This window comes from Burkholderia sp. BCC0397 (assembly GCF_902832865.1).
Classification (GTDB): Bacteria; Pseudomonadota; Gammaproteobacteria; order Burkholderiales; family Burkholderiaceae; genus Burkholderia.
Window position 1 is genome coordinate 356,841 of sequence record NZ_CADFDL010000005.1, and the last position, 26,536, is coordinate 383,376.

The window sequence follows — 26,536 nt, forward strand, 5'->3', positions numbered from 1 at the left end:
GACCACCATGCAGGTTCAGGACGACGACAAGCCGTACGACGACATCAACATCACGCCGATGCTCGACCTCGCGTACGTGCTGCTGATCATCTTCATCATCATGACGACCGCGTCGGTGCAGGGCATCAAGGTCGACCTGCCGAAGGCGAGCTCGTCCGCGAGTCTCGCGAAGCCGAAGACGAAGGCGATCACGGTCGCCGATTCGGGGCAGGTGTTCCTCGATGCGTACCCGGTGACGATGGACGAGCTCGAAAGCCGGCTGCGCACCGAGAAGGCGACCAATCCGGAATTCCCGATCGTGCTGAAGGGCGACGCGGCCGTGCAGTACCAGAAGGTGATGGGCGTGCTCGACCTGCTGCGCCGGCTCGACCTGTCGCAGGTCGGGCTCGTGACCGGCAAGGCCAAGCAGGGCGGCTGACGCGATGGAAATGACCTACAACGGCGGCCCGCCGCAGAAAGGCCCCGGCCGCTTCGTGAAGCCGGTGGCGATCGCGCTCGTGCTCGCGGGGCTAGCCGCGCTGATCTGGCATTTCGCGGGCGATACGGCGGGCGTGAAGCGCGTGAGCGCGCCGCAGGTGACGACGGTGATCCCGTTGCCGCCACCCCCGCCGCCGCCGAAACAGAAGCCGCCGCCCGAGAAGGTGAAGGAAGAGGTCAAGACGCCGGTCGACCGGCCGACGATCGCGCCGAAGCCGTCCGAAGCGCCGAAGCCGTCGGACAACCAGCCGAAGCAGATGACGATGAACGCGCCCGCGCAGGCCGGCACCGACAGCTTCAACATCGGCGCGGGCGACGGCTCGGGAATGATCGGCAGCGGCGGGGGCGGCAAGTTCGGCAACGCGAGCTATGCGCAGTACATGGTGTACGTGCTGCAGCGTGCGATCGAACAGGACAAGGGCGTGCAGGAGGCGGGCGGTGCGCGGTTCACCGGCAGCCTGAACCTGTGGATGGATGCGTCGGGGCGGATCACGAAGGTGACGATCGCGCAGTCGACCGGCGACGCGAAGATCGACGCGGCCGTCGTCGCGGCGGTCGAGGCGCTCGGCAAGGTCGACGAAGTGCCGCCGCCGGCGACGTCGTACCCGGTGCTCGTCAAGCTCCAGGGCCGCAAGCCGGCATGACGATGCGCGCCAGAGACCACGAAAGAATCATGGGGCAGCACCGTGATGCGGATGCTGCCGGAAAAGAAACGAAAATTGTTCGGAGTGCTTCGATGATTCGGAAGATGAACGGACGGGGTGGGGTGCCCCGCAACGGCGCGCTGCCCGCGCGCCTGTCGCGTGTCGGCGCGGCGGTGCTGATGCTCGGGCTGACGTGCGCGTCCGCTGCGCACGGACAATCGCTCGAGGCGCAGGCTGCATCGGGGAAGGCCGCGCCGACGGAAAGCGTGGTGATCAACCTGATCAACCTGCTCGTCAAGCGCGGCGTGCTCACGCAGCAGAACGCGAACGAGCTGATCAGCGAGGCGCGCACGGAAGCCGTGCAGGCGAGGTCGGCACGCGCGTCGGGCGCGCCGGTCGTGGCGGGCGGCGTGGTCAACCCGCCGACGCAGCCGGGCGACGTCGCGGTGCCGTATGTGCCGCAACTCGTGCGCGACCAGATTCGCGACCAGGTGAAGCAGGAAGTGATCGCGCAGGCGAAGGCCGAGAACTGGGCGCAGCCGAACACGTTCCCCGACTGGGTGTCGCGCATCAAGCTCGACGGCGACTTGCGCGTGCGCGACGAGTATCACTTCTACGGCAGCCGCAACGCGAACAACGTCACGAACTTCGCGGCGATCAACCAGGGCAACGGGTTCGACATCAACCCGAACACCAATACGACGCAGCTGCCGACGCAGAACACCACGCAGAACCGCAACAACCTGCTGCGCTACCGCGCGCGGCTCGGTGTGACGGCGACGCTGTCCGACGAGATGATCGCCGGCCTCCAGCTCGCGAGCGGCAACGACAACGGGCCCGTGTCGACCACGTCGACCGCGGGCGGCGGTTGGGGGAAGAAGAACATCTGGCTGAACAAGGCGTTCTTCGCGTACAGGCCGACGTCGTGGCTGAACCTGACGGCCGGCCGTTTCGACAATCCGTTCTTCAAGTCGGATCTGGTGTTCTCCGACGACCTGATGATGGACGGGCTCGCGGCGAACCTGCGCCATGCGCTGCCGTGGAATCCGGACGTAACGCTGTTCGGCACGCTCGGCGTGTTTCCGATCCAGTACACGAGCGAGAACTTCCCGTCGAACAGCACCGACAAGGCCGGCAGCGACACGAAGTGGATGTTCGGCGCGCAATTCGGCGCGGACTGGAAGATCGATGCGAAGAACCGGCTGCGCGGTGCGGTCGCGTACTACGACTTCCAGAACATGCGCGGCACGCTGTCGTCGCCGTGCGCGCTGTATCTCGGCGCGACCAACTGCAGCACCGACAACGAGGCGCCCGCGTTCATGCAGGGCGGCAACACGCTGATCGCGCTGCGCAACATCGTGCAGAACCCGAACCTCGCGCCGGGGATGACGCCGCAGCCGCAGCTCTTCGGGCTCGCATACAACTACCGGCTGCTCGACCTGAAGGCGCAGTGGGATACGGTCGTGGCCGACCGCTTCAAGCTGCGTCTGGACGGCGAATTCGTGCGCAACCTCGCGTACAACGACAACAAGGCGTTCGCGGCGGCGTCGCTGCCGGTCAACAACTACGAAGCGACGTCGGTGAACGCGACCCGCGCCGACTACCGCAGCGGCCCGAACGGCTTCCTCGCGAAGGCGACGGTCGGCGAGCCGGAGCCGCGCGAGAAGGGCCAGTGGAATTTCTCGATCGCGTACAAGTACCTGCAGCCGGACGCCGTGCTCGACGCGTTCAACGATCCCGATTTCCATCTCGGCGGCACCAACGCACGCGGCTACGTGATCGGCGCAGCCTATGCGGTCGCGCGCGACACGTGGGTGTCGGCCCGCTATCTGAGCTCGAAGGAAGTGTACGGGCCGCCGGTGTCGATCGACGTGCTGCAGATCGAGCTCAATGCTCGCTTCTGACCGGAGCCGCGAATGAACACGACCACTCGCACGATGCTGGCGGCCGCCGTGGCCGGCGCGTTGCTGTTCGCAGCCGGCGGCGCGCACGCGCAGAGCATCGAGGACAAGCTGCGCAGCCAGCTGCGCTCGACCGTGCAGGAGCTGCGCCAGTTGCAGGACGGCCAGGCGCAGTTGCAGAGCGACAAGGCGGCGGCCGAGAAGCAGCGCGACGATGCGCTCGCGCAACTGAAGGCGATGCAGGGGCAGCTTGCAGCGGCGCGCGGAGACTCGGGCGCCGAGGCGGCCACGAAGCGCGCGCTCGCGCAGGAGCGGGCCGGCCGCGAGCAGGACGCGAAGTCGCTCGCGAAATACAAGTCTTCTTACGAAGACCTGCTCGCCGTGTCGCGCGCCCGCGATGCGCAGCACACGCAACTGCAGAAGGACGTCGCCGCACGTGACACGCAACTGAAAACCTGCCAGGCACACAATGCCGAGCTGTATCGCGTCGGGCACGAGATTCTCGACGCGTACGAGCATGTCGGGGTCGGCACGTTCCTCTCGTCGCGGCAGCCGTTCGCGCAGTCGGCGCGCGTCAAGTACGACGATCTCGCGCAGCGCTACGGCGATGCGCTGTATGCGGGCAAGTACGACCCGGCCGCGCGTGCGGCCGCCGCGGCACCGGCATCGGCGGCGAGCGCACCGTGAGCGCGCAGCCCGATACCGCATTGGAATCCATCGATTCGTCGAATACGGAGAACACCGACATGCAAGACAAGCAACCGAACGCCGGCGCCGAACGCGCGGCACACGATGCGCCGATCGAGGCGATCAGCGCGGACCACCTGGCCGACGTGCTGCGCCGTGCGGGCTACCGCGTGACGGCCGCCGAGCAGAACGGCGCGGTGCAGCTGATGAGCGCGAGCCAGGGCGTCGGCTTCGCGGTGCGCTTCGGCAACCCGGCAGCGCCGCAGGGCGCCGACGCGCCGCTCGCCGCGCTGCCGTACATCGACTACACGCTGTCGTGCGTGCTGCAGGTGCAGGGCGAATTGCCGGCCGAACTCGTCGCGGACTGGAACCGCACCAAGCGCTTCGCGCGTCTCGCGAGCCACGGGCAGTTTCTCGCGCTGGAGATGGACGTCGTCGTCGCGGGCGGCGTGTCCGAGCGCTATCTGCGTTCGACGGTCGAGCTGTGGGATCGCCTGATCCAGGAATTCCTGTTGCACCTGCGCAACCGCCCCGCGATGGCCGAGCAGGAAGCGGCGGCGCGGGCCGCGGCCGGTGAACCGCACGCCACGGCCGCAGCCGTCGAGGCGGCCGCACAATCATGATCGTCGCGCACCGGCTCGGTGCCGCGCTGCGCGCGTTGCTGCCGGGCCGCACGCGACCCGACGCGACGGCCGCGCATGACGCGCCTGCCGCGTGGGGCCTGTACGCGCAACACGTCGCGCAGTGGCTGCAGACGGCGCTCGATGGCGACGATGCGGCCGCGGGCCGCCTGCGCGCGGACGTCGAACGCTGGGCCGACGCGCTGGCCGATGCCGGCGACGACGGGCCGGTGCTGCCGGTGCGAGCGTGGCTCGACCGGCGCGGGCGGGTGACGCGGGTCGACAGCGCGGCGGCCGGGCAAGCGGCGCTCGACGCCGCACTGCACGCAGCACTTGCCGGCAGGGAGGTCGGCATGGCGCCGCCACGCGGGATGGCGCAACCGCTCGTCCTGCGCGTGATGCTGACGGGCGCACGCTGATACGGCGTCCGCATTTAAAAGAAGCAATCCAGAGGGCAGGCGAACGATGATGACGAAGATGAAGGTGCTGGCGATGGTGGCAGGCAGTCTCGTGCTGGGCGAGCCGCTCGTGGCATGCGCGCAGGACGACGTGATCGCGAATGCCGCGCAGGCGTCGGTCACGCAGGCCGACATCGCCGGGCTGTTGAAAGCGGTGAGCGCGGAAGGGCGCGAGCGTCTCGCGGCCGATCCCGCGGCGCTGGACCAGGTCGTGCGTTCGACGCTCGCGCAGAAGGCCGTGCTGGCCGAGGCGAAATCGAAGGGCTGGGACAAGCAGCCGCAGGTGCAGGCGGCCGTCGAGCAGGAGCAGCGCGACATCGTCGTGCGCAGCTATCTGGCGTCGGTGAATGCACCGCCGGCCGACTACCCGTCGGACGCGGAGCTCCAGTCCGCCTATGACAAGAACCGCGCGGCGTTCACGGCGCCGCGCGCGCTGCACGTCGCGCAGATCTATATCGCGGTGCCGCCGAACGCGGATGCCGCGACACTCGACAAGGCGCGCAAGCAGGCCGCCGATCTCGCGAGCCGCGCACGCAACGGCGATTTCGCGGCGCTGGCGAAGGTGAGCTCGCAGGACAAGGCGAGCGCCGCGAACGGCGGCGATCTCGGTTTCGTGCCCGATCAGATGATGGTGCCGGCGGTCCGTCAGGCAGCCGACGCGTTGAAGCCGGGCCAGGTCTCCGCACCGATCCAGACGCCGGCCGGTTTTCACGTCGTGAAGCTGATCGAGATACGCGCGGCCGCGCCGCGTCCGCTGGCCGACGTGAAGGAGCAACTGCGCGCGATGCTGCGTGCACAGCGCACGCAGCAGAATGCACAGGCGTATCTCGCGAAGCTGGCCGCGAACGCACCGATCAACGAAGACGCGCTGAAGAAAGCGCTCGCGTCGGCTCGGTAGGCGCGCTCATGGCAACGCTCCGTTCGACGCCGCGCGTCGAGGCGCCCGACGCGCGCACGCCGGGGCGTCGTCGCTCCGCCACCGCCTCCGACCGTCCGCGCCTGCCGAAGGCGAACCCGTGGCCGGGCCGGCCCGGCGAGTGGCCGACGCATTGTCCGCTGTGCTTCGGCGCGCTGGAGCCGCTGCCCGGTGCGGGCGGCTATGCGCGGCACCGGAGCGCGCGATGTTCCGCGCAGTGCGTGCTCACCACACGCCAGTATCAACCGGAGGAGCTGACGATTCGCGGCTCGCGCGACGTGCAGGTCGCGGCTCGTCATCGGGACCGTTTCATCGCGCAGTGGCCGCGCCATTACGCGCTGATGCGGCGCGCGTGGCCTGCGCTCACGATCGGGCGCTTCATCGCGGTGCTCTCGTGCGCGGATGTCGCGGATCTCTGGTCGTACCGGACGTTGCGCGACGACGATCTCGCGGCCGTGCTGCTCGTGCTGGCCGGTTTCCTGCGTGTGCCGGATGCGTCGGGCACCGCTGCGCCCGTTGCCGGTACGCCCGCTGCCGGTACGCCGGCCGACGATGCGCGCGCGCCAGCGGTTCGCTGGGTGCGCTTCTGGTTCGACGCGAGCGTGCGCGACGTCGGCGATCTATGGGCGGCCGGCAACGACGCGTCGCCGCTGTTTCGCGTCGACTACCGGGAGCCGCTCGTCACGCCGTATCCGACCGGCGCGCAGGTGCACGCGTGGCAGCCGGTCGACGGCATGCGCGATGCGTGGGCGCGGCATGTCGATGCGGGCGAAGCGGCCGTCGACACAGCCGATCGCGCGGCGTTCGGACGCTTCCTGGCCCGCGCGCCGGGGGCCGGCGCGGGAGCATGACGGCATGCGCGCGATGGAATCATTACCGACGGAGGCGCGGATGAAGATGCGACGAAACGGCATCGCGGCGATCGCTTGCCTGCTGCTGGCGGCCGGCGTACAGGCGCAGAGCAGCCGCGCGGGCGTGGGTGCACCCGCGTCGGCCGGTCCGGGTTCGGGTTCGGATTCGGCGGCGAAGCCGGTATGCGTCGACGCGGAAGTCGACGGCAAGCGCGCGCTGTCATACGACTGCCTGAGCGAACAACTGAAGCCGAAGGCCGAGCCGCAGGCGGGCGCGTCGCAAACGGATTCGGAACGGCTGTCGAAACAGCCGTCGAACCGGCTCGGCACGTTCAACCTGTCGACCGAGAAGAATCGCTTCGGGTCGAACTGGGGCCGGTCGGTGACGCCGCAACGGCCCGATGCACCGGTTGCGGTGCCGCCGAGGTAAGTCATGGCGCAGCCGGTCACGCGGCGCGGAGCAGCGACGAGCCGGCGGCGTGCCGGCGCGAACCGACGAGGAGCAGTCACTTGAAAGCGGGCAGGCACACGGGCCGGGCGGTGGTGCTGCGGGCGATTGCGGGCGCGCTCGCGTTCGCTTGCGCTTGCATGGCGGCACAGTCCGCCGAGCCGCCCGCGCAGGCGGTCGCCGCGCCGCCGACCGCCGCACCGCTGACCGTCGCGCTGCCGAACTTCGCCGCGCTGGTCAGGCGCGTCGGCCCGGCCGTCGTCAACATCAGCGTCACGCGCGAAGTCACGCAGATGGGCATCCAGTTGCCGCCGGGCATCGCGCCCGATCATCCGCTCGCGCCGTTTCTCGCGCGGCGCGTGATCGGCAACCGCGAGGAGGTGAGCCTCGGCTCCGGCTTCATCGTCAGCGCGGACGGCGTGATCCTGACCAACCGGCACGTGGTCGGCGACGCGGTCGCCATCGACGTGAAGCTGACCGACAAGCGCCAGTTCAAGGGGCGCGTGATCGGCAGCGATCCCGTATCCGACGTCGCGGTGATCCGCATCGACGCGCACGACCTGCCGGTCGTCGCGACCGGCGACCCGGCGCGCACCGAGGTCGGCGACTGGGTGATGGCGATCGGGTCGCCGTACGGGTTCGCGAATACCGTCACGCAGGGCATCGTCAGCGCGAAATCGCGTTCGTTGCCCGGCGAGCAGGCGATTCCGTTCATCCAGACCGACGTGCCGATCAATCCCGGCAATTCGGGCGGCCCGCTGTTCGATCTCGACGGCCGCGTGATCGCGATCAACTCGATGATCTTCTCGAAGACGGGCGGCTACCAGGGGCTCGCGTTCGCGATTCCGATCGACATCGCGCTCGACGTGAAGGACCAGTTGCTGCGCACCGGCAAGGTCACGCGCGGCCGGCTCGGCGTGGCGCTGCAGGAAGTGAGCCAGGCGCTCGCGCGTTCGTTCGGGCTCGCGAGCCCGGACGGCGCGCTGATCACGATGGTCGAGCCGGACGGCCCGGCCGCGCGCGCGGGCCTGCAGGCAGGCGACGTCGTGCTCGCGGTCGACGGCAAGCCGGTCGCGGAATCGGCGGACCTGCTCGGCACGGTTGCGGGCATGCGGGCGGGGCGGCAAACCGATCTGCTCGTATGGCGCGCGGGCCGGGCGATGCACGTGATCGCGACGGTCGGCGCATTCGACAGCGGCACGGGGCCGGCAGGCGGCGAACAGGGGCCCGCGCGGTTCGGGCTCGCGCTGCGGGCGGCGACGGAGCAGGAGCGCCAGCGGCTCGGCATCGGCCAGGCCCTCGTCGTCGAGCAGGCGAGCGGCCAGGCCGCGCGCGCGGGGTTGCAGCCCGGCGATGTCGTGCTGTCGGTCAATGGCGTGCCGGTCGCGAGCATCGGCGCGCTGATGGCCGGGATCGACGCCGCGCACGGCAACGTCGCGCTGCTGGTGCAGCGTGGCGGTACGCGGCTGTATGTGCCGATCGAGATCGGCCGGGTGGACCCATCGTCGAAACGGGAGGCGGGATGAAGCGTATGCGGAAGCGGGGCGCATCGGGATGGCTGGGGGCGATCGTCGTAGTCGTATCCGTGCTGGCAGGGGGTGCCGCACCGGCCGTCGCGCAGACGGCCGACGTGCCGCCAACGTGGATCCGCTATGGCCAGCTCGCCGGACAGCAGTTTCAGACGTGGCTCGAAGCGGACGGCGATGCGGCCGATCGGCTGCACCGCTATCTCGAGACGCGCGTGCTGAACGCGCGCGCCGATGCGCCGCCGCCCGCGATCGTCGTGCGTGCATGGATCGGCGCGAACGGCGTCGTGACACGCGTCGAGTTCGCGTCGCTCGGCGATCCGGATGCGGACGCGACGCTGCGGCAACTTCTCACGGCCGGCCCGCTGGCCGAGCCGCCGCCGCCCGACATGCTGCAGCCGCTGCGCGTGCGGCTGCGGCTCGCGCCGAATCCGGACGCGGCGGCGGCTGCACCGGAATCGGCGTCGCCGGCGGCGCGCACGCCGTGACGTCCTGGATCGGATCGGATCGACGTCAGCGGATATCATAATAAGATATGACGTTATCGCATCGGCGGGACGATGATGTCCCGCATTCCTGAAAGGAGCTATCCATGCAACTGACCCAGTTAGGCGGGCATGTCGCCCAATCCGGCATCGCCGAGCGGCAAAAACACGCGCAGGCGCTGATGTTCGGGATGGCGAACATCGACGAGTACATGTCCGGCGGCGTCTGCTACGACGCCGCGGCGTATGTCCGGTATCTGCTGCGCGCCGACGCGATGATCGCGCCCGCCGCGCTGCTCGATACGATCGGCCAGTTGTGGAAGACGCGCTTCAACTTCGAGACCGGCGATCAGTGGGACGGGCGCGCGAGCATTCCGGCGGGCACCGCGGTCGGCTTTGCCCGCGGCGCCAATGTCTTTCACGCCGCGATCGCCGTCGGCGGCACCCGGATCCGCGGGATCAACGGCGGCCTGCTGGGCGCCGGATGGCTGCATCCGGTCGATCTGGCACGCGTGCTGCAGCCGGATCCGGCCGGCGGCTTCACGTACGACCGCACGACCATTCGCGTCTATCTGTCGCGTCTGTAGGCTGTCCGGCGTTAAATCTCACGCTGTCTCCCCCGCCAGCCGATGGCGGCCGCGCCCAAGCGCCGCGCGGCCGCCTTCCCGCCGTTCGGCGATATCCGCATGGCGTTGCGCGGTCCAACGCTGCTATCCTCTCGACCTTGAATGACGCGCCATGGCGGCGTGGACGCGCATGCCGCCTCGCGGCGGCGCGCGCCGGTGCGAGCCCACGCGCGCACTGAGGTAGCATGACTGAATATCCACGACGATCCATGGCCTGTTTCGTGACTGACTTCCTTCCGTCCATGTCCACATGGTCAAGACAAAGATGAGCGATGCACCCGATCCGGCGGCGCCCGGCGACGACGAGCCGTCGGGCGGCGGTTCGTCCTATCTGGTGCCGGGGCTCGAACGCGGGCTGCGGATCCTCGCCGAATTCTCCGCGCGCGAGCCCGTGCTCGGCGCGCCCGAGCTGTCGAAGCGCATCGGCATTCCGCGCACGACCACGTTCCGCCTGCTGCAGACGCTCGAGGCGCTCGGTTTCCTCGAACGCGTGAACGGCGACCGCTATTTCCGGCTCGGCGTCGGCGTGCTGCGGCTCGGCTTCGAATACCTGAATTCGCTCGAACTGACCGATCTCGGCGCGCCCGTGCTCGAACGGCTGCGCGATTCGACCGGCCTGTCGACGCACCTGCTGATCCGCGACCAGCGTGACGTGGTGTTCGTCGCGAAGGCGCAGAGCAATGCGTCGATGTTCGGTTCGGTGAAGGTGCACGTCGGCACGCGCCTGCCCGCGCATGCGACCGTGCACGGCCACGTGCTGATGGGCGACCTGACGCGCGATGCGCTGCGGCAGCTCTATCCGGAGAAGAAACTCGAACAGTTCACCGAGCGCACGCCCGGCACCGTCGACGAACTGTACGAACGCGTGCGTCACTACGCACGGCTCGGCTACGCGGTCAGCGAGGCGGCGTTCGAGAGCGGCATTTCGGCCGTGACCGCGCCCGTGCGCGATCATTCGGGCTCGATCGTCGCCGCGATCACCGCGACGGTGCCGCGCTCGGAGATCGGCGACGCCGGCGAGAAGGAGCGGCTCGTCGAAGCCGTGTGCGGCGCGGCGGTCGACCTGTCGCAACGGCTGAACTATCGACCGCTCGAAAGCGACCCGACGTTCGCGCATGCGCGCCATCGCGTCGCGATGTTCTGATCCGTCGAACGCGCCGCATCGTGCGGCTTCGCCGATCGGCGATCGCCGACAAGCCGTCGCCAATGAGAAAAGAGCAGCCCGCGGGCTGCTCTTTTTGTTTCCGGCATCGGGCAACGGCGTCCGCCGTCGCTCAGAACGAGTGATGAATGCCGGTCAGCACGATCACCTGGTTCGCGGTGCTCGACGTGCCGGCCGTGAAGAACGCGGCCTTTGCGCCTCCCGAACCATGTTCATAAAGCACGTTCGCATACAGCTGCGTGCGCTTCGACAACGCGTAGATGTCGCCGAGTTCGACCTGGGTCCAGCGGCGGCCGGCCAGCGTCGTGGTCGCCGCGCCGCCCGCGATCGTGTTGAACGCGCTGCTGCGGTAGTTCACGCCCGCGTCGTAGCTCTGGAACGTGTCGGAAAACCCGTTCGACTGCATCTTCACGCGCGTGTAGAGGCCGTGCACGAGGAAGTCGCCGATCTGGTACGAGGCGCCCGCGCCGATGTTCTCGACCTTGTTCGCGAGGTAGCCGTTCGCGGTGTTTTGCCCCTGGAACGACGTGATGCCGGCCTGGCCGATCAGGATCGAGCGGTCGTGCTCGTTCGAGTAGACGGCCGACGCCTTGAACGGCCCGTTCGCATAGTTCAGCGCGACGCCGACCGATTTGCCGGTCGAGAAGTTCGTCGTGTTGCCGAGCGCGAGCGTCGCCGCGGCCGAGAAGCCCGCGAAGCTCGGCGAACGGTACTTGACCGCGTTGTTGTACGGCACGTTGCCGGTCGCGGCGAGCCCGTCGATGTTGCCCGGGTGGAACGCATACCAGCTCATCGCGAGGTACGCGGTGCTGAGCGGATCGAGATAGTCGAACGCCAGCGGGGTCTGGCGGCCGAGCGTCAGCGTGCCGTAGCGCTCCGAGCTGAGGCCGACGAACGCCGCGCGGTTCCAGATCGTGTTCGCGGTCGCGAACTGGCCGTTGTTCGTATAGAAGCCGTTTTCCAGCTGGAAGATTGCCGACAGCCCGCTGCCGAGATCTTCCTTGCCCTTCAGGCCCCAGCGATCGGGCTGCGTATTGCCCTGGATCATCGCCCACTTCGCGTGGCCGCCGACGTTGTTCACGTACGCGACACCCGCATCCAGGCTGCCGTACAGCACCACGCTGCTCTGCGCCCACGCGCCCGACGCGGCGCCCATTCCGATGACTGCCGCTGCTACCGCATGCTTGACCATTTTGTCTCCTGACTCTCCAACCTGATGAAAACGTGTTGTGACGGCCTGCGCGGGGACGGCCGGCCGTCGCGCACGTTCATCACTGAGTGGGCATTCGTGCGTTCCATATAAGGAACAACGTGCCTCTGATGGAATGGAGTATAGAGGTGTCGCACGCGTGGTCAAAAATAAATTTATCGGGCCGGATGGGGTGCGCGATGATCCGCGACACGGGTCCGAGAATCCAGAAAAACAGACTTAAATCCCCGCAGTCAAACAAAAAATTACATTCGACGAGAGCGGCGGCGGCGATCGTCGACCCGCCGGTCGGTGTTTTCCCTAGGACATGCAGCTTTTTGTTTTACTCGTGGAAAGTCACTTCTATAATCACCATCCATAAACTGCTGTTCCTAATATGGAACAAATCGGAGCAGGCCGAGAGTCGATCAGAAGGAAGGGTGCGAGATGTCTGAACAATGGGTTTGCGCCGGTCACGCCGGCGCGCTGTCGGAAGACACGCCGATCGAGTTCAAGCGGACCGACGGCGTGGAAATCGGGATCTACCGCGTCGGCGACGACGTGTATGCGCTCGAGAACGTGTGCCCGCATGCGTACGCGCTGCTGACGCAGGGGTTCGTCGACGAAGGCACGGTCGAATGCCCGCTGCACGAGGCCGTGTTCGACATCAAGACGGGCGAATGCCTGAAGGGGCCGGGCGGACGTGCGCTGAAGCAGTACGCGGTGCGCCTGGCCGGCGAAGAAATCCAAGTAAAGGTGGAATGACATGAAAGAAGCGACCGTCAACTTCAATCCGTTCCTGAAGCCGTGGGTGGCGCCGCAGCCGAACAACATCGCGGGCAAGGGGCAGATCGAGATCCCCGGCCAGGCCGAGAACCAGGTCTGGCAGAACCGCAAGGCCGAACCGACCCAGTACGAGAACGACCTCGGCGATGCGCTCGAACGCGTGTTCGAGAGCGGCGCGACCGAGCTGGACGATGTCGTCGCGGGCCTGAACCGCATCGGCTTCCGCGCGCCGGACGGCACGGTTTGGACACCTGAGCGTTTCCGCGCCGAAATGGCCTCGCTGGCGGAATGAGCGCGCCGACCGCGCCGCGCGCCTGAGCGCCGACCCGACAACCGCATCCGGAGCACACTGATGACGTCCCCCGTACAACACGAAGCCCAACACGACCCGGTCCGCGACTATCTCGATCGCGGCATCAAGAACTACTGGTATCCCGTCGCGCCGAGCTGGCAGGTGTCGAACGCGCCCGTCGGCCTCACGCGCCTGTCCGAGCAGATCGTGCTGTGGCGCGATCACGACGGCAAAGTCCATGCGCTGGAAGATCGCTGCCCGCATCGCGGCGCGCGCCTGTCGCTCGGCTGGAATCTCGGCGGCAACATCGCGTGCTGGTATCACGGCATCGAAATCGACGGCGGCGGCACGGTCAACCGTGTGCCGGCCGTGTCGAACTGTCCGCTCGAGGGCACCAAGTGCGTGAAGTCGTATCCGGTCGAAGAGAAGGCCGGTGCGATCTTCCTGTGGTTCGGCGACGAAGCGCACGGCGAGCCGGCGCCGCTGAACCTGCCGGAAGAACTGGTCGCCGACGAATACGGCCACTTCCTGTGCGTGTCGAACTGGACGTGCAATTACCAGTACGCGATCGACAACGTGATGGACCCGATGCACGGCGCGTATCTGCACGCGACGTCGCACTCGATGGCCGAAGGCGACAAGCAGGCCGAGATGCGCGTGCGCAAGACGGAAACGGGCCTGATGTTCGAGAAGGTCGGCCAGCGCGACGTGAACTTCGACTGGGTCGAACTCGGCGAAACCGGCTGCCTGTGGATGCGCCTTGCGATTCCGTACAAGCAGAAGTTCGGCCCGGGCGGCAACTTCGGGATCATCGGCTTCGCGACGCCGGTCGACGGCGACCACTGCCAGGTCTACTTCTGGCGTACCCGCAAGGTCAGCGGCTGGCAGCGCGACGTGTGGCGCTTCATGTACCGCAACCGCCTCGAAGGCCTGCACTGGGACGTGCTCGAGCAGGACCGCTACGTCCTCGAAAGCCTCGCGCCGCATGCGCGCGATCACGAATACCTGTACCAGCACGACGTCGGCATCACGCGCGTGCGCCGGATGCTGCGCCAGCGTGCGCAGGAGCACCTGTCCGCGCTCGATGCGCATCGCGCGGCGCATGCCACTTCGGAGCCCGCGAATGGCTGAGTTCGCTCCGGTCGTGGCGCTGCCTGGTCGCCGCGTGCTCGTCACGGGCGGCGCGCGCGGTCTCGGCGCCGCCTTCGTGAAGGCGCTGGTCGAAGCGGGTGCGCAGGTCGCGTTCGGCGACGTGCTCGTGGAAGAGGGCCGCGCGCTGGCCGCGCAGCTCGCGCAAGCCGGCCACACCGCACATTTCTTCGCACTCGACCTCGCCGACCCGGCCAGCATCGACGCATTCGTCGCGCAGGGCGCGGCGGCGCTCGGCGGTATCGACGCGCTGATCAACAACGCGGCGATCACGAACTCGGGCGGCAAGCTGTCGACGGAACTCGACGTGTCGACCTGGGATGCCGTGATGAACGTGAACGTGCGCGGCGTGTGGCTCGTCAGCAATGCGGCGTTGCCGCACCTTGCGCAGTCGGGCCGCGGCGCGATCGTGAACCTTGCGTCGGACACCGCGCTGTGGGGCGCGCCGAAGCTGCTCGCGTACGTCGCGAGCAAGGGCGCCGTGATCGCGATGACGCATGCGCAGGCACGCGAGTTCGGCGCGCACGGCGTGACGGTCAACGCGATCGCGCCGGGGCTGACCGAAGTCGAGGCGACCGCCTACGTGCCGGCCGAGCGTCACGCGTTCTACATGGAGGGCCGTGCGCTGACGCGCGCGCAGGTGCCCGAGGACGTGACGGGCCCGGTGCTGTTCCTGCTGTCGGACGGCGCGCGCTTCGTGACGGGCCAACTGCTGCCGGTCAACGGCGGCTTCGTAATGAATTGAAGTTTTCACTCGGAATGAAGGAGAGGACGATGGCGGATGCAGATCTCGAACGCAAGTCGTGGGACCAGCCGGAAGACGCAAGCTTCGGCGACTGGATGGAAGGGCGCGTCGCGCGCTACGCGACGCGGCGCTACGACTGGGACGCGCTGAAGTTCCAGGCCGACTACGACCCGAAGTACCGCCGTGCGCAGATGCGCTACGTCGGCACGGGCGGCACGGGCGTCGCGAAGGACGTCAACACGGTGCCGGCCGGCAACTTCACGTTTTCGACGATGGTCATCCCGGCCGGCAACATCGGCCCGAGCCACATCCACATCGACGTCGAGGAAATCTTCTTCGTGCTGCGCGGCAAGATGAAGGTGATCTGCGAGCGCGACGGCGAGACGTGGGAAGCGATCCTCGGCGAGCGCGACCTGATCTCGGTGCCGCCGGGCGTGTATCGCACGGAAATCAACATCGGCGAGGAAGACGCGCTGATGTGCGTGATGCTCGGTTCGTCGAAGCCGATCACGCCGACGTATCCACCCGATTCGCCGCTCGCGAAGATCAAGCGTTGAGACGGGGCGGGTAAAGCAATGAGTGTCATCGACAAACGTGAACGCGACCGCACCGCGGCGTTCGCCGCGCTGCTCGCGCAGTTTCCCGAGCAGCGTTGCGAAGCCGGCGCGGCGGGCACGATCGGCTACCGTGAGGCTGGCGCAGGCGAAGCCGGCGCGCAGCAGGCGGGCCGCGCGCTGCCCGTCGTGCTGCTGCACGGGATCGGCTCGGGCGCCGCATCGTGGGTCCGCCAGCTCGACACACTCGGCGCATCGCGCCGCGTGCTTGCGTGGGATGCGCCCGGTTACGGCGTGTCGACGCCCGTGCACGGCGCGTCGCCGGCCGCCGCCGATTACGCGGCGTCGCTGAACGCGTGGCTCGAGGCACTCGGCATCGAACGCTGCGTGCTGGTCGGGCATTCGCTCGGCGCGATCATCGCGGGTGGGCTGGCCCGCCTGATGCCCGCGCGAATTGCCGGCCTGCTGCTGATCTCGCCCGCGGGCGGCTACGGCAGCGCACCGGCCGAAACGCGCGACACGCGCCGCGACGCGCGGCTCGCGATGCTCGCGGAACTCGGCCCGGCCGGGCTCGCCGAGCAGCGCAGCGGCAACATGCTGTCGGGGTTCGCGAACGAGGAGGCGCGGGCGTGGGTGCGCTGGAACATGGCGCGCATCGTGCCGGCCGGTTATGCGCAGGCCACGCATCTGCTCGCGAACGCCGATCTTGCGGCCGATCTCGCCGGTTTCCGCGGCCGCACGGCGGTGGCGGTCGGCGCGAACGATGCGATCACGCCGCCGGCTGCTTGCGAGCGGATCGCCGCGGTCGCGCACGTCGGGCTGCAGGTGATTCCGCAGGCGGGGCATGCGGGTTATGTGGAAGCGCCGGCCGCTTATTCCGCGCTGATCGACAGTTTCTGTCGCCAATGCGATCAACAGCGGGGGCTGGTATGAGCGAACCGTTGCAACAGCAGGACGCAGACAACACGAAGGCCGAAGCCAGCTACGTGGTGCCGGGCCTCGAGCGCGGGCTGCGCATCCTCGCCGAATTCTCGCCGCGCGAGCCCGTGCTCGGCGCGCCCGAGTTGTCGAAGCGGCTCGGCATTCCGCGCACGACGGTGTTCCGTCTGCTGCAGACGCTCGAATCGCTCGGCTTTCTCGAACGCGCGGACAAGGATCGCAACTACAAGCTCGGCATCGCCGTGCTGCGGCTCGGCTTCGAATACCTGAGCTCGCTGGAGCTGACCGATCTCGGCCTGCCGGTGATCGAGAGCCTGCGTGACGCGACCGGCTTCACGACGCACATCGTGATCCGCGACGGCCGCGACGTGGTGTTCGTCGCGAAGGCGCAGAGCCAGTCGCCGGTGTTCAGCTCGATCCGCGTGAACGTCGGCACGCGGCTGCCCGCCTATGCGACGACCCACGGCCACGTGCTGATGGGCGACCTGTCGCTGAAGGAACTGCATGCGCTGTATCCGGAAGGCGCGCTGAACCGGATGACGAGCGCGACGCCGGAAACGGTCGATGCGCTGTACGACGTGATCCGCGAGGATGCGCTGCGCGGTTACGGCGTCAGCAATTCGTCGTTCGAGCGCGGGATCTCGGTCGTCACGGCGCCGGTGCGCAACGAGACGCAACGGATCGTCGCGTGCATCACGGTGACGGTGCCGCGTCCGGAGATCGACGCGGCGCTGATCGCGGACGGGCTGATCGACAAGGTGCAGCGCGCGGCGGCGGAACTGTCGCGGCGGCTCAATTACCGCTCGGATGACGAGCACACGTTTATGAAGGCGTTAGGACTCCGATGATTGAGATCGATCTGACCGAGCAGGTGGCGGTGGTGACGGGCGGCTCGTCCGGCATCGGCCTCGCGACGGCCGAACGGTTCCTGCAGGCCGGCGCGTCGGTCGCGATCTGCGGCCGCGACGGCGACCGCCTCGCACGCGCCGAAGCGATGCTGCGCAACAAGTACGCAGGCGCACAACTGCTGGCCGCGCGCTGCAACGTGCTCGACGAAGCCGACTTGACCGCATTCGCGCAAGCCGTGTCCGACCGCTTCGGCCGCGCCGACATGCTCGTCAACAACGCCGGCCAGGGCCGCGTGTCGACCTTCGCCGACACGACCGACGACGCATGGCGCGACGAGCTCGAACTGAAGTACTTCAGCATCATCCGCCCGACGCGCGCATTCCTGCCGCTGCTGCGCGACGCGCAGGCGCCGACGATCACCTGCGTGAACTCGCTGCTCGCGCTGCAGCCCGAGCCGCACATGGTCGCGACGTCGTCGGCGCGTGCCGGCGTGCTGAGCCTCGTGAAGTCGCTCGCGACCGAACTGGCGCCGCAGCGGATCCGCGTGAACTCGATCCTGATCGGCATCGTCGAGTCGGGGCAGTGGCGTCGCCGCTACGACACGCAGGCGCAGGCCGGCGAAAGCTGGGAGGACTGGACGGGCGCGCTCGCCCGCAAGAAGAACATTCCGCTGAACCGCTTCGGCAAGCCCGACGAGGCCGCCTGGGCACTTTTTTATCTCGCAACGTATCTGTCGTCCTACACGACGGGCAGCCATATCGACGTTTCTGGAGGCTTTGCACGCCATGTCTGAAAAAACCACGGTTGGCGAGCTGATTGCCGCCTTTCTCGAGCAGTGCGGCGTGAAAACCGCATTCGGTGTCATCTCGATCCACAACATGCCGATCCTCGACGCGATCAACTCGCGCGGCAACATCCGGTATGTCGGTGCACGCGGTGAAGCGGGTGCGCTGAACATGGCCGACGGGCTGGCCCGCGTGTCGGGCGGCCTCGGCGTCGCGTTCACGAGCACGGGCACGGCGGCAGGCAATGCCGCCGGCGCGATGGTCGAGGCGCTGACGGCCGGCACCGCGCTGCTGCACATCACCGGGCAGATCGAGACGCCGTACCTCGACCAGGATCTGGCGTACATCCACGAAGCGCCCGACCAGTTGTCGATGCTCGACTCGATCTCGAAGGCCGCGTTCCGTGTGCGCACCGTCGAAACCGTGCTGCCGACGATCCGCGAAGCCGTGCGCATCGCGCAGACCGCGCCGACGGGCCCCGTGTCCGTCGAGATTCCGATCGACATCCAGGCGGCCGAAATCGAATGGCCGGAAGACCTCGCACCGGCACACGTCGCGGTGTGCGAGCACGACGAAGCACGCGTCGCGAAGCTCGCCGACGCACTCGCGGCCAAGCGCCGCCCGCTGCTGTGGCTCGGCGGCGGCGCGCGTCATGCCCGCGCGGAAGTCGAACGCCTGGTGAAGCTCGGCTTCGGTGTCGTGACGAGCGTGCAGGGCCGCGGCGTGCTGCCCGAAGATCATCCGGCGACGCTCGGCGCGTTCAACGTGCATGCGTCCGTCGAAGCGTTCTACAAGACCTGCGACGCGCTCGTCGTGGTCGGCTCGCGCCTGCGCGGCAACGAAACGCTGAAATACAAGCTCGCGTTGCCGCAGCCGCTGTTCCGCGTCGATGCCGATGCGCTCGCCGACAACCGCGGCTATCGCAACGCGCTGTTCGTGCATGGCGATTCGAAGCGCGTGCTGGCCGAGCTGGCCGACCGCCTCGAAGGCCGCCTGTCGGTCGATCCGCAATTCGCCGCCGACCTCGCGGCGGCCCGCGAGGACGCGGTGGCCGACGTGGCGAAGGGCCTCGGGCCGTACAAGAAGCTCGTCGACACGCTGCAGGGTGCCGTCGGCCGCGACTACAACTGGGTGCGCGATGTGACGATCTCGAACAGCACGTGGGGCAACCGCCTGCTGAAGATCTTCGAGCCGCGCTCGGGCGTGCATGCGCTCGGCGGCGGCATCGGCCAGGGTATCCAGATGGGCATCGGCGCGGCGCTCGCGGGCGCGGCGGCGAAGACGGTGTGCCTGGTCGGCGACGGCGGCCTGATGGTCAACGTCGGCGAGCTCGTGACGGCCGTGCAGGAAAACGCGAACGTGATGATCGTGCTGATGAACGACCAGTGCTACGGCGTGATCCGCAACATCCAGGACGCGCACTACGGCGGCCGCCGCTGCTTCGTGCAGCTGCACCAGCCCGATTTCGCGCAGTTCTGCGCGAGCTTCGGCCTCACGCACTACCGGATCACGTCGCTCGACCAGGCCGAAGCGATCGTGCGCGAAGGGATCGCGAAGGAGGGGCCGGTGATGGTCGAGGTCGACATGCTGTCGGTCGGCTCGTTCGCGTCGGCATTCGCGGGCCCGCCGGTGAAGAAGGAAGCGCCGACGGAGCGCCAGTATGCGTAACACGCACGCCCCCATCGACGTCGCGATGATCGGCTTCGGCGCGATCGGCGCGGCCGTGTACCGCGCGGTCGAGCACGATACGTCGCTGCGCGTTGCGCACGTGATCGTACCGGAGCACCAGCGCGCGGCGGTGCAGGGCGCGCTCGGCAGCGCGGTGGAGGTCGTGTCGTCGGTCGACGTACTGGCCCGCCGCCCCGAGTTCGCGCTCGAATGCGCGGGCCACAGCGCGCTCGTCGATCACGTCGTGCCGCTGCTGAAGGCCGGTACCGACTGCGCGGTCGCGTCGATCGGCGCGCTGTCCGATCTCGTGCTGCTCGACATGCTGTCGCAAGCGGCCGACGAGGGCAGCTCGACGGTGACGCTGCTGTCGGGCGCGATCGGCGGCATCGATGCGCTGGCGTCCGCGAAGCAGGGCGGCCTCGACGAAGTGCTGTACGTCGGCCGCAAGCCGCCGCTCGGCTGGCTCGGCACGCCGGCCGAGGCGCAGTGCGACCTGCGCGCGATGACCGAGGAAAAGGTGATCTTCGAAGGCACCGCGCGCGACGCCGCGCGGCTGTACCCGAAGAACGCGAATGTCGCGGCGACGGTTGCGCTCGCGGGCCTCGGCCTCGACGCGACGCACGTGCGCCTGATCGCCGATCCGGCGGTCGAGCGCAACGTGCACCGCATCACCGCGCGCGGCGCATTCGGCGAGATGTCGCTGGAAATGAGCGGCAAGCCGCTGCCCGACAACCCGAAGACGTCCGCGCTGACGGCGTACAGCGCGATCCGCGCGCTGCGCAACCGCGCGGCCTGCTGCGTGATCTGACCGGACCATCGAGCGTCCGCCCGCGCCACGGCGAGGGCGGACGTGCAGAGACAGATTTGTGGGACTTGTGACATGACTTCTTTCGATACGAGCCTCGTACCCGACGGCAACATCCTGATCGGCGGCGAGTGGCGGCGCGGCCGTGGCGCGCCTTACACGAGCATCTATCCGGCCGACCAGTCGGTGAACATGGAAGTGTCGACGGCGAGCGCGGAAGACGCGACAGACGCCGTCGTGGCGGCCGATGCCGCGTGGCGCCGCGCCGACTGGGCCGGCCTGAAGCCGCACCAGCGTGCGCAGGTGCTGTACCGCATCGCCGACCTGATCATGCAGCGCCACGAGGCGCTCGCCAACCTGCAGCGCCGCGACAACGGCAAGCCGATCGGCGAGACGCGCGTGCTGGTGGCCAGCGCGGCCAACACGTTCCGCTATTTCGCGGCGTGCCTCGAAACGCTCGACGAGGAGCTGACGCCGTCACGCGGCGACTACCTGACGATGAGCGTGTACGAGCCGATCGGCGTGATCGCCGCGATCACGCCGTGGAATTCGCCGATCGCATCCGATGCGCAGAAGCTCGCGCCGGCGCTGGCCGGCGGCAACGCGGTGGTGCTCAAGCCGGCCGAAGTCACGCCGCTCGTGTCGCTCGCGCTGGCGCGCATCTGCGAGGAAGCCGGCGTGCCGAAGGGCGTGTTGAGCGTGCTGCCGGGCAAGGGCTCGGTGATCGGCGACGTGCTGGTGCGTCATCCGCTGGTGAAGAAGGTGTCGTTCACGGGCGGCACCGAAGTGGGCCGCGGCATCGCCCGCATCGCGGCCGAGAAGCTGATGCCCGTGTCGCTCGAACTCGGCGGCAAGTCGCCGACGATCGTATGCGACGACGCCGATCTCGATCACGCGGTCAACGGCGTGCTGTACGGCATCTTCAGCTCGTCGGGCGAAGCATGCATCGCCGGTTCGCGGCTGTTCGTGCAGCGCGCGGTGTACGACGCATTCATGCAGCGGCTGGTGGCCGGCGCCCGCAAGCTGCGCGTGGGCGACCCGACGCGGCCCGACACGCAGATGGGCCCGCTGATCACCGCGAAGCATCGCGAGTCGGTCGAACGCTACGTCGCGCTCGGGCTGGAAGAAGGCGGCCGCCTGTTGTGCGGCGGCGAGCGGCCGTCGGGCGACGGGCGCGAGGACGGTTTCTTCTATCAGCCGACGATCCTCGAAGGCTTGCCGAACAGTGCGCGTATCTGTCAGGAAGAAATCTTCGGGCCGGTGCTGGTCGCGATGCCGTTCGACGACGAAGCGTCGCTGATCGCGCAGGCGAACGACAGCGTGTTCGGTCTCGCCGCCGGCATCTGGACGCGCGACTACAAGCGCGCGTGGCGCATCGCGCGCGCGCTCGAGACGGGCACCGTCTGGATCAACACGTACAAGCTGTTCTCGATCTCCACGCCGTTCTCGGGCTGGAAGGAGAGCGGGATGGGGCGGGAGAAGGGGCGTCTCGGCATCCGCGAATACATGCAGCAGAAGAGCCTCTACTGGGGCTTGAACGACGCGCCGCTGCCGTGGGCGAACTGAGCGAAGGGGAATGACGCAATGAGCATCTTGGGAATCGAGCAGATCACGTACGGTGTCGATGACCTCGCGACGTGCCGGCGCTTTTTCGCCGACTGGGGGATGAAGGAAGTCGCGCACGACGACACGCGCGCACGCTTCGAGACGCTGAACGGTTGCACCGTGCTGGTCGTGAAAGCCGACGATCCGTCGCTGCCGCCCGCGTTCGAAGCAGGCCCGACGCTGCGGGAAGTCACGTGGGGCGTCGCGACGCAAGGCGAACTCGACGCGCTGCGCACGAAGCTGGCCGGCCAGCCCGGCTATTACGCGCAGGACGATGCGGTCGGCTGCATCGATCCGAACGGGATGGCGATTCGCATCGAAGTCACGCGCAAGCGCGCACTCGACATCACCGGCTCGCCGTCGAACGTGTGGGGCCAGACGCTGCGCGTCGACCAGCCGAGTCCGATCTATGCACGTGCGGAGCCGGTGGAGGTCGGGCATGTCGTGTTCTTCTCGAACTGCCTCGACGCGCAGGAAAAGTTCTATCACGCGCTGCTCGGCTTCGAGACGTCGGATCGCTATCCGGGCCGCGGCGCGTTCATGCGCTGCGCGCCGCACGGCGGCCATCACGACCTGTTCCTGCTCGCGCTGCCGAATGGCAAACGCGGCCTGAACCACGTCGCGTTCACCGTGCGCGACATTCACGAAGTGTTCGGCGGCGGCATGCACATCGACCGCTGCGGCTGGGAAACGCAACTTGGCCCGGGGCGTCACCCGGTGTCGTCCGCGTACTTCTGGTACTTCCAGAATCCGGCCGGCGCGCTGATCGAGTACTACGCGGATGAAGACGTGCTGACGCCCGAATGGCAGCCGCGCGAATTCGAGCCGGGCCCGACCGTGTTCGCCGAGTGGGCCGTCGACGGCGGCCTCGACGGCAATACGCGCCGGCAGAAGAACGCGAAGGCGCCGGAAGGCAAGTTCATGACGGAGCGGAAATCGTGAGCGAAGCAAACACGCAGGAATTGGCCGCGCCGAGCACGGTCGTCGTGATCGGCGGCGGCCAGGCCGCCGGCTGGGTGCTGAAGACGTTGCGCGCGGAAGGTTTCGCGGGCCGCCTCGTGATGATCGCCGACGAGCCGCACCTGCCGTACGAGCGCCCGCCGCTGTCGAAGGCCGTGCTGGCCGGCGACGCCGATATCGAAACCGTGCGCGTCGTGCGACCCGACGAATTCGACGCGCTGAACGTCGAAGCGTGGCAGCCGGAACGCGCGGCCTCGATCGACCGCGCGCGCCGCGTGGTGAAAACCGAAAGCGGCCGCGAGATCGAATACGACCGGCTCGTGATCGCGACCGGCGGCACGTCGCGCCGCTTGCCCGATGCGATCGTCAACACGCCGAACCTGCATTACCTGCGCACGCTCGACGAAGCGGCCGCGCTCGGCGAGAAGCTGCGCGCGAGCCGGCGCGTGCTCGTGATCGGCGGCGGCTGGATCGGCCTCGAGGTCGCGGCGACCGCGCGCAAGCTCGGCGTCGAAGCCGTCGTGGTCGAAGGCGCACCGCGGCTGTGCGGCCGCTCGGTGCCGCAGATCGTGTCCGACTTCCTGCTCGACCTGCATCGTTCGAACGGTGTCGACGTGCGGACGGGCGCGGCGCTCGCGTCGCTCGACCCGCAGCCGAACGACGCGTCGAAGGTGCGCGCGACGCTCGCCGACGGCACGACGATCGACGCCGATTTCGCGGTGGCCGGCATCGGTCTCGCGCTGAACGCGTCGCTCGCGAGCGATGCGGGGCTGGCGCTCGACGACGGCATCGTCGTCGACGAATACGGCGCGACCAGCGACCCGGCGATCTTCGCGTGCGGCGACGTCGCGAACCATCACAACGGCTGGCTGAAGCGGCGCGTGCGGCTCGAATCGTGGGCGAACGCGCAGAACCAGGCGATCGCGGCGGCGAAAGCCGTGCTCGGCGTGCGCGCACCGTACGCGGAGATTCCATGGTTCTGGTCCGATCAATACGACGTGAACCTGCAGATCCTCGGTGATCTGCCGGCCGATGCGCAGCTCGTCGTGCGCGGCGATCTCGCCGCGCGCCGCGCGACGCTGTTTTTCTTGGGCGATGGGCATGTGAGAGGTGTCATCGCCGTCAACAACGCACGCGAGCTGAAGCTCGCGCGCAAGTGGATGAACCAGGGCCGGGCAGTGGATACGGAAGCCCTGGCAGACACGACCCGAGCGCTTGCCTGACCGGCCCAACCGGAAAGAGATCCAGGAGACATCCCGCATGAGCACTTTCGACAACGTCGTGGCCGGCAGGGCCACGATGGAAGCTGCCGCCTCCACGCCCGGCGCGATCATCGCGCGGCTCGAGCGGCTTCCGGCCAACGCGATGCAGATCCGCGCACGCGTGCTGATCGGCACCGCGACGTTCTTCGACGGCTTCGACGTGATCACGATCGCGGCGACGCTGCCGCTGCTGATTCACAAATGGGGGCTGTCGCCGACGCAGATCGGCATGCTGATCGCGTCCGGCGCGATCGGTCAGCTGATCGGCGCATTCCTGTTTCCCGCGCTCGCGGAAAAACATGGCCGCGTGAAGGCGATCGCGTGGAGCTCGGCCGTGATCGGCATCACGAGCATCGCATGCGGCTTCGCGCCGACGTTCGAGGTGTTCGTGCTGCTGCGGATCCTGCAGGGGCTCGGGCTCGGCGGCGAGTTGCCGGTTGCCGCCACGTACATCAACGAGATCACGCGCGCACATGGCCGCGGCCGCTTCGTGCTGCTGTACGAGATCGTGTTCCCGATCGGCCTGCTCGTGTCGATGGCGCTCGGCGCGTGGCTCGTGCCGCGCTTCGGCTGGGAAATCATGTACTTCGTCGGCGGGCTGCCGCTGATCCTGTCGCTCGTGCTCACGCACCTCGTGCCGGAATCGCCGCGCTGGCTCGCGTCGCGCGGACGGCTCGCGGAAGCCGGGCGCGCGGTCGGCGTGTTCGAAGGATCGGTGCGCGGCGAACTGCCGCCGGTCACGCAGGTGGCCGCGTTCGACGAGATGGTGCGCCAGCATCCGAAGCGCCGGATGAGCGACCTGTTCAGCGCAGCGTACCGCAAGCGCACGCTCGCGGTGGCGACGCTGTGGGCGACCTGCGGATTCATCCAGTACGGGTTGTCGACGTGGCTGCCGACGATCTACAAGAACTTCTATCACGCGCCGCTGCAGCTCGCGCTGAACCTCGCGGTGATCGGCTCGGTGATGGGCGTGCTCGGGTCGCTGGCCTCCGCGCTGCTGGTCGACAAGCTCGGCCGCAAGCCGGTGATCGTGTGGTCGTTCGTGCTGTGCGCGTTGTCGCTGGCGCTCGCGGGCATCTATCACGCGTCGTCGGTGTATGTGGTCGCGATCTTCTGCTCGCTGTCGCTCGGGCTGATGGCGTCGGGGTTCATTACCGCGTACGTCTATACGCCGGAACAGTATCCGACGAGCATCCGCGCGTCCGGCTGCGGGCTCGGCAGCGCGTGGCTGAAGATCGCGTCGTTCGCCGCGCCGATGATCGTGCCGCACGCGATCATCGGCGGGAATCTCGCGCCGGCGTTCTACCTGATCGGCATCGTGCCGCTGATCGCGGCGCTGACGGTGCACTTCGTCGGGATCGAGACGAAAGGCAAGGTGTTGGAAGCGCTTGAAGCGTAAGCGTATTCCGCAGCGGTGGATGAAGTGAACGGAAAGGCCCGGGCGATGTGCGCCGGGTCTTTTTGTTTCGGGGCACTCCCGCAGTGGCGTGCAGGGTGCCGAGTGGTCGCGCGATTGTTGGCGCACGGCTGGCGTGTTCTAATTCACGGTCCCGATTTTCATCAGGCCGCGCCATGCCCCTGTTCGAACCCGTCACGCTGCATACCTCTCGCCTCGTCCTGCGCCCGCTTCGCGAAGCAGATGCGCAGGCGTTCTTCGAGATCTGGTCGGATGCGGAAGCGATGCGCTATTTCTCATTCTCGCCGATGACGCAGATCGAGCAGGCGGCGGAGCGCGTCGCGCGCAACCTGAAGACGTCCGCGAGCGGGCAGGGCCTGATCTGCGTGCTCGAACTGCGGGAAACCGGTGAAGCGCTCGGCGAGTGCTCGCTGTTCCACGCGAACGAGCAGTGCCGGCGCGCCGAGATCGGCTTCAGCCTGCGGCGCACATTCTGGCGCGGCGGATACATGCGCGAAGCGGCGTCGGCCGTGATCGAGCATGCATTCGGTGCACTGAAGCTGAACCGGATCGAGGCCGATATCGATCCGCGCAACGCCGCGTCGGCGCGGCTGCTCGAACGGCTCGGCTTCGTGCGGGAAGGGCTGCTGCGCGAACGCTGGATCGTCGGCGACGAAGTGTCGGACAGCGCGTTGTACGGGTTGCTGGCGAGCGATCGCGGCGCGTAAGTGGCCGACTTGCCTGATTCGCC

Annotated in this window: 29 protein-coding genes; 28 read left to right on the forward strand and 1 reads right to left on the reverse strand. The window is 68.2% G+C overall.

Annotated elements, in window-relative coordinates; all coding sequences use genetic code 11:
* Positions 1-7: 7 nt before the first annotated feature.
* The 13 genes from HWX03_RS19045 (at position 8) to HWX03_RS19105 (ending at position 10,783) form a co-directional block, all read left to right on the forward strand.
* Positions 8-418: a biopolymer transporter ExbD gene (locus tag HWX03_RS19045; protein WP_175872242.1), complete on the forward strand. Its 411-nt coding sequence runs from the start codon at positions 8-10 to the stop codon at positions 416-418.
* A gap of 4 nt (positions 419-422) precedes the next feature.
* Positions 423-1,121 carry a TonB family protein gene (locus tag HWX03_RS19050; RefSeq protein WP_175872243.1) on the forward strand — a complete coding sequence of 233 codons (699 nt, stop codon included), beginning with the start codon at positions 423-425 and terminating at the stop codon, positions 1,119-1,121.
* 92 nt (positions 1,122-1,213) lie between these two features.
* Positions 1,214-3,025: a putative porin gene (locus HWX03_RS19055; RefSeq protein ID WP_175872244.1), complete on the forward strand. Its 1,812-nt coding sequence runs from the start codon at positions 1,214-1,216 to the stop codon at positions 3,023-3,025.
* Between the two features lie 12 nt (positions 3,026-3,037).
* Positions 3,038-3,709: a hypothetical protein gene (locus tag HWX03_RS19060; protein WP_175872245.1), complete on the forward strand. Its 672-nt coding sequence runs from the start codon at positions 3,038-3,040 to the stop codon at positions 3,707-3,709.
* A gap of 59 nt (positions 3,710-3,768) precedes the next feature.
* On the forward strand, positions 3,769-4,332 hold the full coding sequence (locus HWX03_RS19065) for a YbjN domain-containing protein (protein WP_175872246.1): 564 nt from the start codon (positions 3,769-3,771) through the stop codon (positions 4,330-4,332).
* Complete coding sequence (locus HWX03_RS19070) at positions 4,329-4,748, forward strand: hypothetical protein (RefSeq protein WP_175872247.1); 420 nt, start codon at positions 4,329-4,331, stop codon at positions 4,746-4,748. The genes HWX03_RS19065 and HWX03_RS19070 overlap by 4 nt, the downstream gene beginning before the upstream one ends.
* Positions 4,749-4,794: 46 nt before the next feature.
* Positions 4,795-5,685, forward strand: coding sequence for a peptidylprolyl isomerase (locus HWX03_RS19075; RefSeq protein WP_175872248.1), 891 nt, complete (start codon positions 4,795-4,797; stop codon positions 5,683-5,685).
* A gap of 8 nt (positions 5,686-5,693) precedes the next feature.
* Positions 5,694-6,554, forward strand: a complete 861-nt coding sequence (locus HWX03_RS19080; protein ID WP_175872249.1) for a hypothetical protein — start codon at positions 5,694-5,696, stop codon at positions 6,552-6,554.
* Positions 6,555-6,594: 40 nt separating this feature from the next.
* Positions 6,595-6,984, forward strand: coding sequence for a hypothetical protein (locus HWX03_RS19085; RefSeq protein ID WP_175872250.1), 390 nt, complete (start codon positions 6,595-6,597; stop codon positions 6,982-6,984).
* Between the two features lie 158 nt (positions 6,985-7,142).
* The gene (locus HWX03_RS19090; RefSeq protein WP_244132685.1) at positions 7,143-8,528 is read left to right on the forward strand and encodes a Do family serine endopeptidase; all 1,386 of its coding nucleotides are present in this window, start codon (positions 7,143-7,145) and stop codon (positions 8,526-8,528) included.
* The gene (locus HWX03_RS19095; RefSeq protein WP_175872252.1) at positions 8,525-9,016 is read left to right on the forward strand and encodes a YbaB/EbfC family DNA-binding protein; all 492 of its coding nucleotides are present in this window, start codon (positions 8,525-8,527) and stop codon (positions 9,014-9,016) included. Before HWX03_RS19090 ends, HWX03_RS19095 begins: the two co-directional genes overlap by 4 nt.
* Before the next feature lie 104 nt (positions 9,017-9,120).
* The gene (gene tecA / locus HWX03_RS19100) at positions 9,121-9,600 is read left to right on the forward strand and encodes a type 6 secretion system effector deamidase TecA (RefSeq protein ID WP_174431523.1); all 480 of its coding nucleotides are present in this window, start codon (positions 9,121-9,123) and stop codon (positions 9,598-9,600) included.
* A gap of 289 nt (positions 9,601-9,889) precedes the next feature.
* Positions 9,890-10,783, forward strand: coding sequence for an IclR family transcriptional regulator (locus HWX03_RS19105; RefSeq protein WP_175872253.1), 894 nt, complete (start codon positions 9,890-9,892; stop codon positions 10,781-10,783).
* A gap of 130 nt (positions 10,784-10,913) precedes the next feature.
* On the opposite strand, the gene HWX03_RS19110 is transcribed toward HWX03_RS19105, so the two are convergent.
* Complete coding sequence (locus HWX03_RS19110; RefSeq protein ID WP_175872254.1) at positions 10,914-11,993, reverse strand: porin; 1,080 nt, start codon at positions 11,991-11,993, stop codon at positions 10,914-10,916.
* 444 nt (positions 11,994-12,437) lie between these two features.
* On the opposite strand from HWX03_RS19110, the gene HWX03_RS19115 reads away from it, so the two are divergent.
* From HWX03_RS19115 to HWX03_RS19185, 15 genes are all read left to right on the forward strand, one after another.
* Complete coding sequence (locus HWX03_RS19115) at positions 12,438-12,755, forward strand: non-heme iron oxygenase ferredoxin subunit (protein ID WP_174387903.1); 318 nt, start codon at positions 12,438-12,440, stop codon at positions 12,753-12,755.
* Position 12,756: 1 nt separating this feature from the next.
* The gene (locus HWX03_RS19120) at positions 12,757-13,068 is read left to right on the forward strand and encodes a recombinase-like helix-turn-helix domain-containing protein (RefSeq protein WP_175872255.1); all 312 of its coding nucleotides are present in this window, start codon (positions 12,757-12,759) and stop codon (positions 13,066-13,068) included.
* Between the two features lie 60 nt (positions 13,069-13,128).
* A complete protein-coding gene (locus HWX03_RS19125; protein ID WP_175872256.1) occupies positions 13,129-14,199 on the forward strand; it encodes an aromatic ring-hydroxylating dioxygenase subunit alpha in 1,071 nt (356 codons plus the stop codon).
* A complete protein-coding gene (locus tag HWX03_RS19130; protein WP_175872257.1) occupies positions 14,192-14,962 on the forward strand; it encodes an SDR family oxidoreductase in 771 nt (256 codons plus the stop codon). Before HWX03_RS19125 ends, HWX03_RS19130 begins: the two co-directional genes overlap by 8 nt.
* Positions 14,963-14,991: 29 nt before the next feature.
* A complete protein-coding gene (locus tag HWX03_RS19135) occupies positions 14,992-15,519 on the forward strand; it encodes a cupin domain-containing protein (RefSeq protein WP_031399108.1) in 528 nt (175 codons plus the stop codon).
* An 18-nt stretch (positions 15,520-15,537) separates the two neighbouring features.
* Positions 15,538-16,449: an alpha/beta fold hydrolase gene (locus tag HWX03_RS19140; RefSeq protein WP_175872258.1), complete on the forward strand. Its 912-nt coding sequence runs from the start codon at positions 15,538-15,540 to the stop codon at positions 16,447-16,449.
* Complete coding sequence (locus tag HWX03_RS19145; RefSeq protein WP_175872259.1) at positions 16,446-17,303, forward strand: IclR family transcriptional regulator; 858 nt, start codon at positions 16,446-16,448, stop codon at positions 17,301-17,303. Before HWX03_RS19140 ends, HWX03_RS19145 begins: the two co-directional genes overlap by 4 nt.
* Positions 17,300-18,097 carry an SDR family oxidoreductase gene (locus HWX03_RS19150; RefSeq protein WP_175872260.1) on the forward strand — a complete coding sequence of 266 codons (798 nt, stop codon included), beginning with the start codon at positions 17,300-17,302 and terminating at the stop codon, positions 18,095-18,097. Before HWX03_RS19145 ends, HWX03_RS19150 begins: the two co-directional genes overlap by 4 nt.
* On the forward strand, positions 18,090-19,757 hold the full coding sequence (locus HWX03_RS19155; RefSeq protein WP_174387910.1) for a thiamine pyrophosphate-binding protein: 1,668 nt from the start codon (positions 18,090-18,092) through the stop codon (positions 19,755-19,757). Before HWX03_RS19150 ends, HWX03_RS19155 begins: the two co-directional genes overlap by 8 nt.
* A complete protein-coding gene (locus HWX03_RS19160; RefSeq protein WP_175872261.1) occupies positions 19,750-20,565 on the forward strand; it encodes an aspartate dehydrogenase in 816 nt (271 codons plus the stop codon). The genes HWX03_RS19155 and HWX03_RS19160 overlap by 8 nt, the downstream gene beginning before the upstream one ends.
* A 72-nt stretch (positions 20,566-20,637) precedes the next feature.
* Positions 20,638-22,128: an aldehyde dehydrogenase gene (locus tag HWX03_RS19165; RefSeq protein ID WP_175872262.1), complete on the forward strand. Its 1,491-nt coding sequence runs from the start codon at positions 20,638-20,640 to the stop codon at positions 22,126-22,128.
* An 18-nt stretch (positions 22,129-22,146) separates the two neighbouring features.
* Complete coding sequence (locus HWX03_RS19170; protein ID WP_175872263.1) at positions 22,147-23,109, forward strand: VOC family protein; 963 nt, start codon at positions 22,147-22,149, stop codon at positions 23,107-23,109.
* Entirely contained in the window at positions 23,106-24,350 is a 1,245-nt protein-coding gene (locus tag HWX03_RS19175; protein ID WP_175872264.1) for an FAD-dependent oxidoreductase, read from the forward strand. Before HWX03_RS19170 ends, HWX03_RS19175 begins: the two co-directional genes overlap by 4 nt.
* Before the next feature lie 37 nt (positions 24,351-24,387).
* Entirely contained in the window at positions 24,388-25,788 is a 1,401-nt protein-coding gene (locus HWX03_RS19180; RefSeq protein ID WP_175872265.1) for an MFS transporter, read from the forward strand.
* Between the two features lie 173 nt (positions 25,789-25,961).
* Positions 25,962-26,513 carry a GNAT family N-acetyltransferase gene (locus HWX03_RS19185; protein WP_175872266.1) on the forward strand — a complete coding sequence of 184 codons (552 nt, stop codon included), beginning with the start codon at positions 25,962-25,964 and terminating at the stop codon, positions 26,511-26,513.
* Positions 26,514-26,536 lie beyond the last annotated feature (23 nt).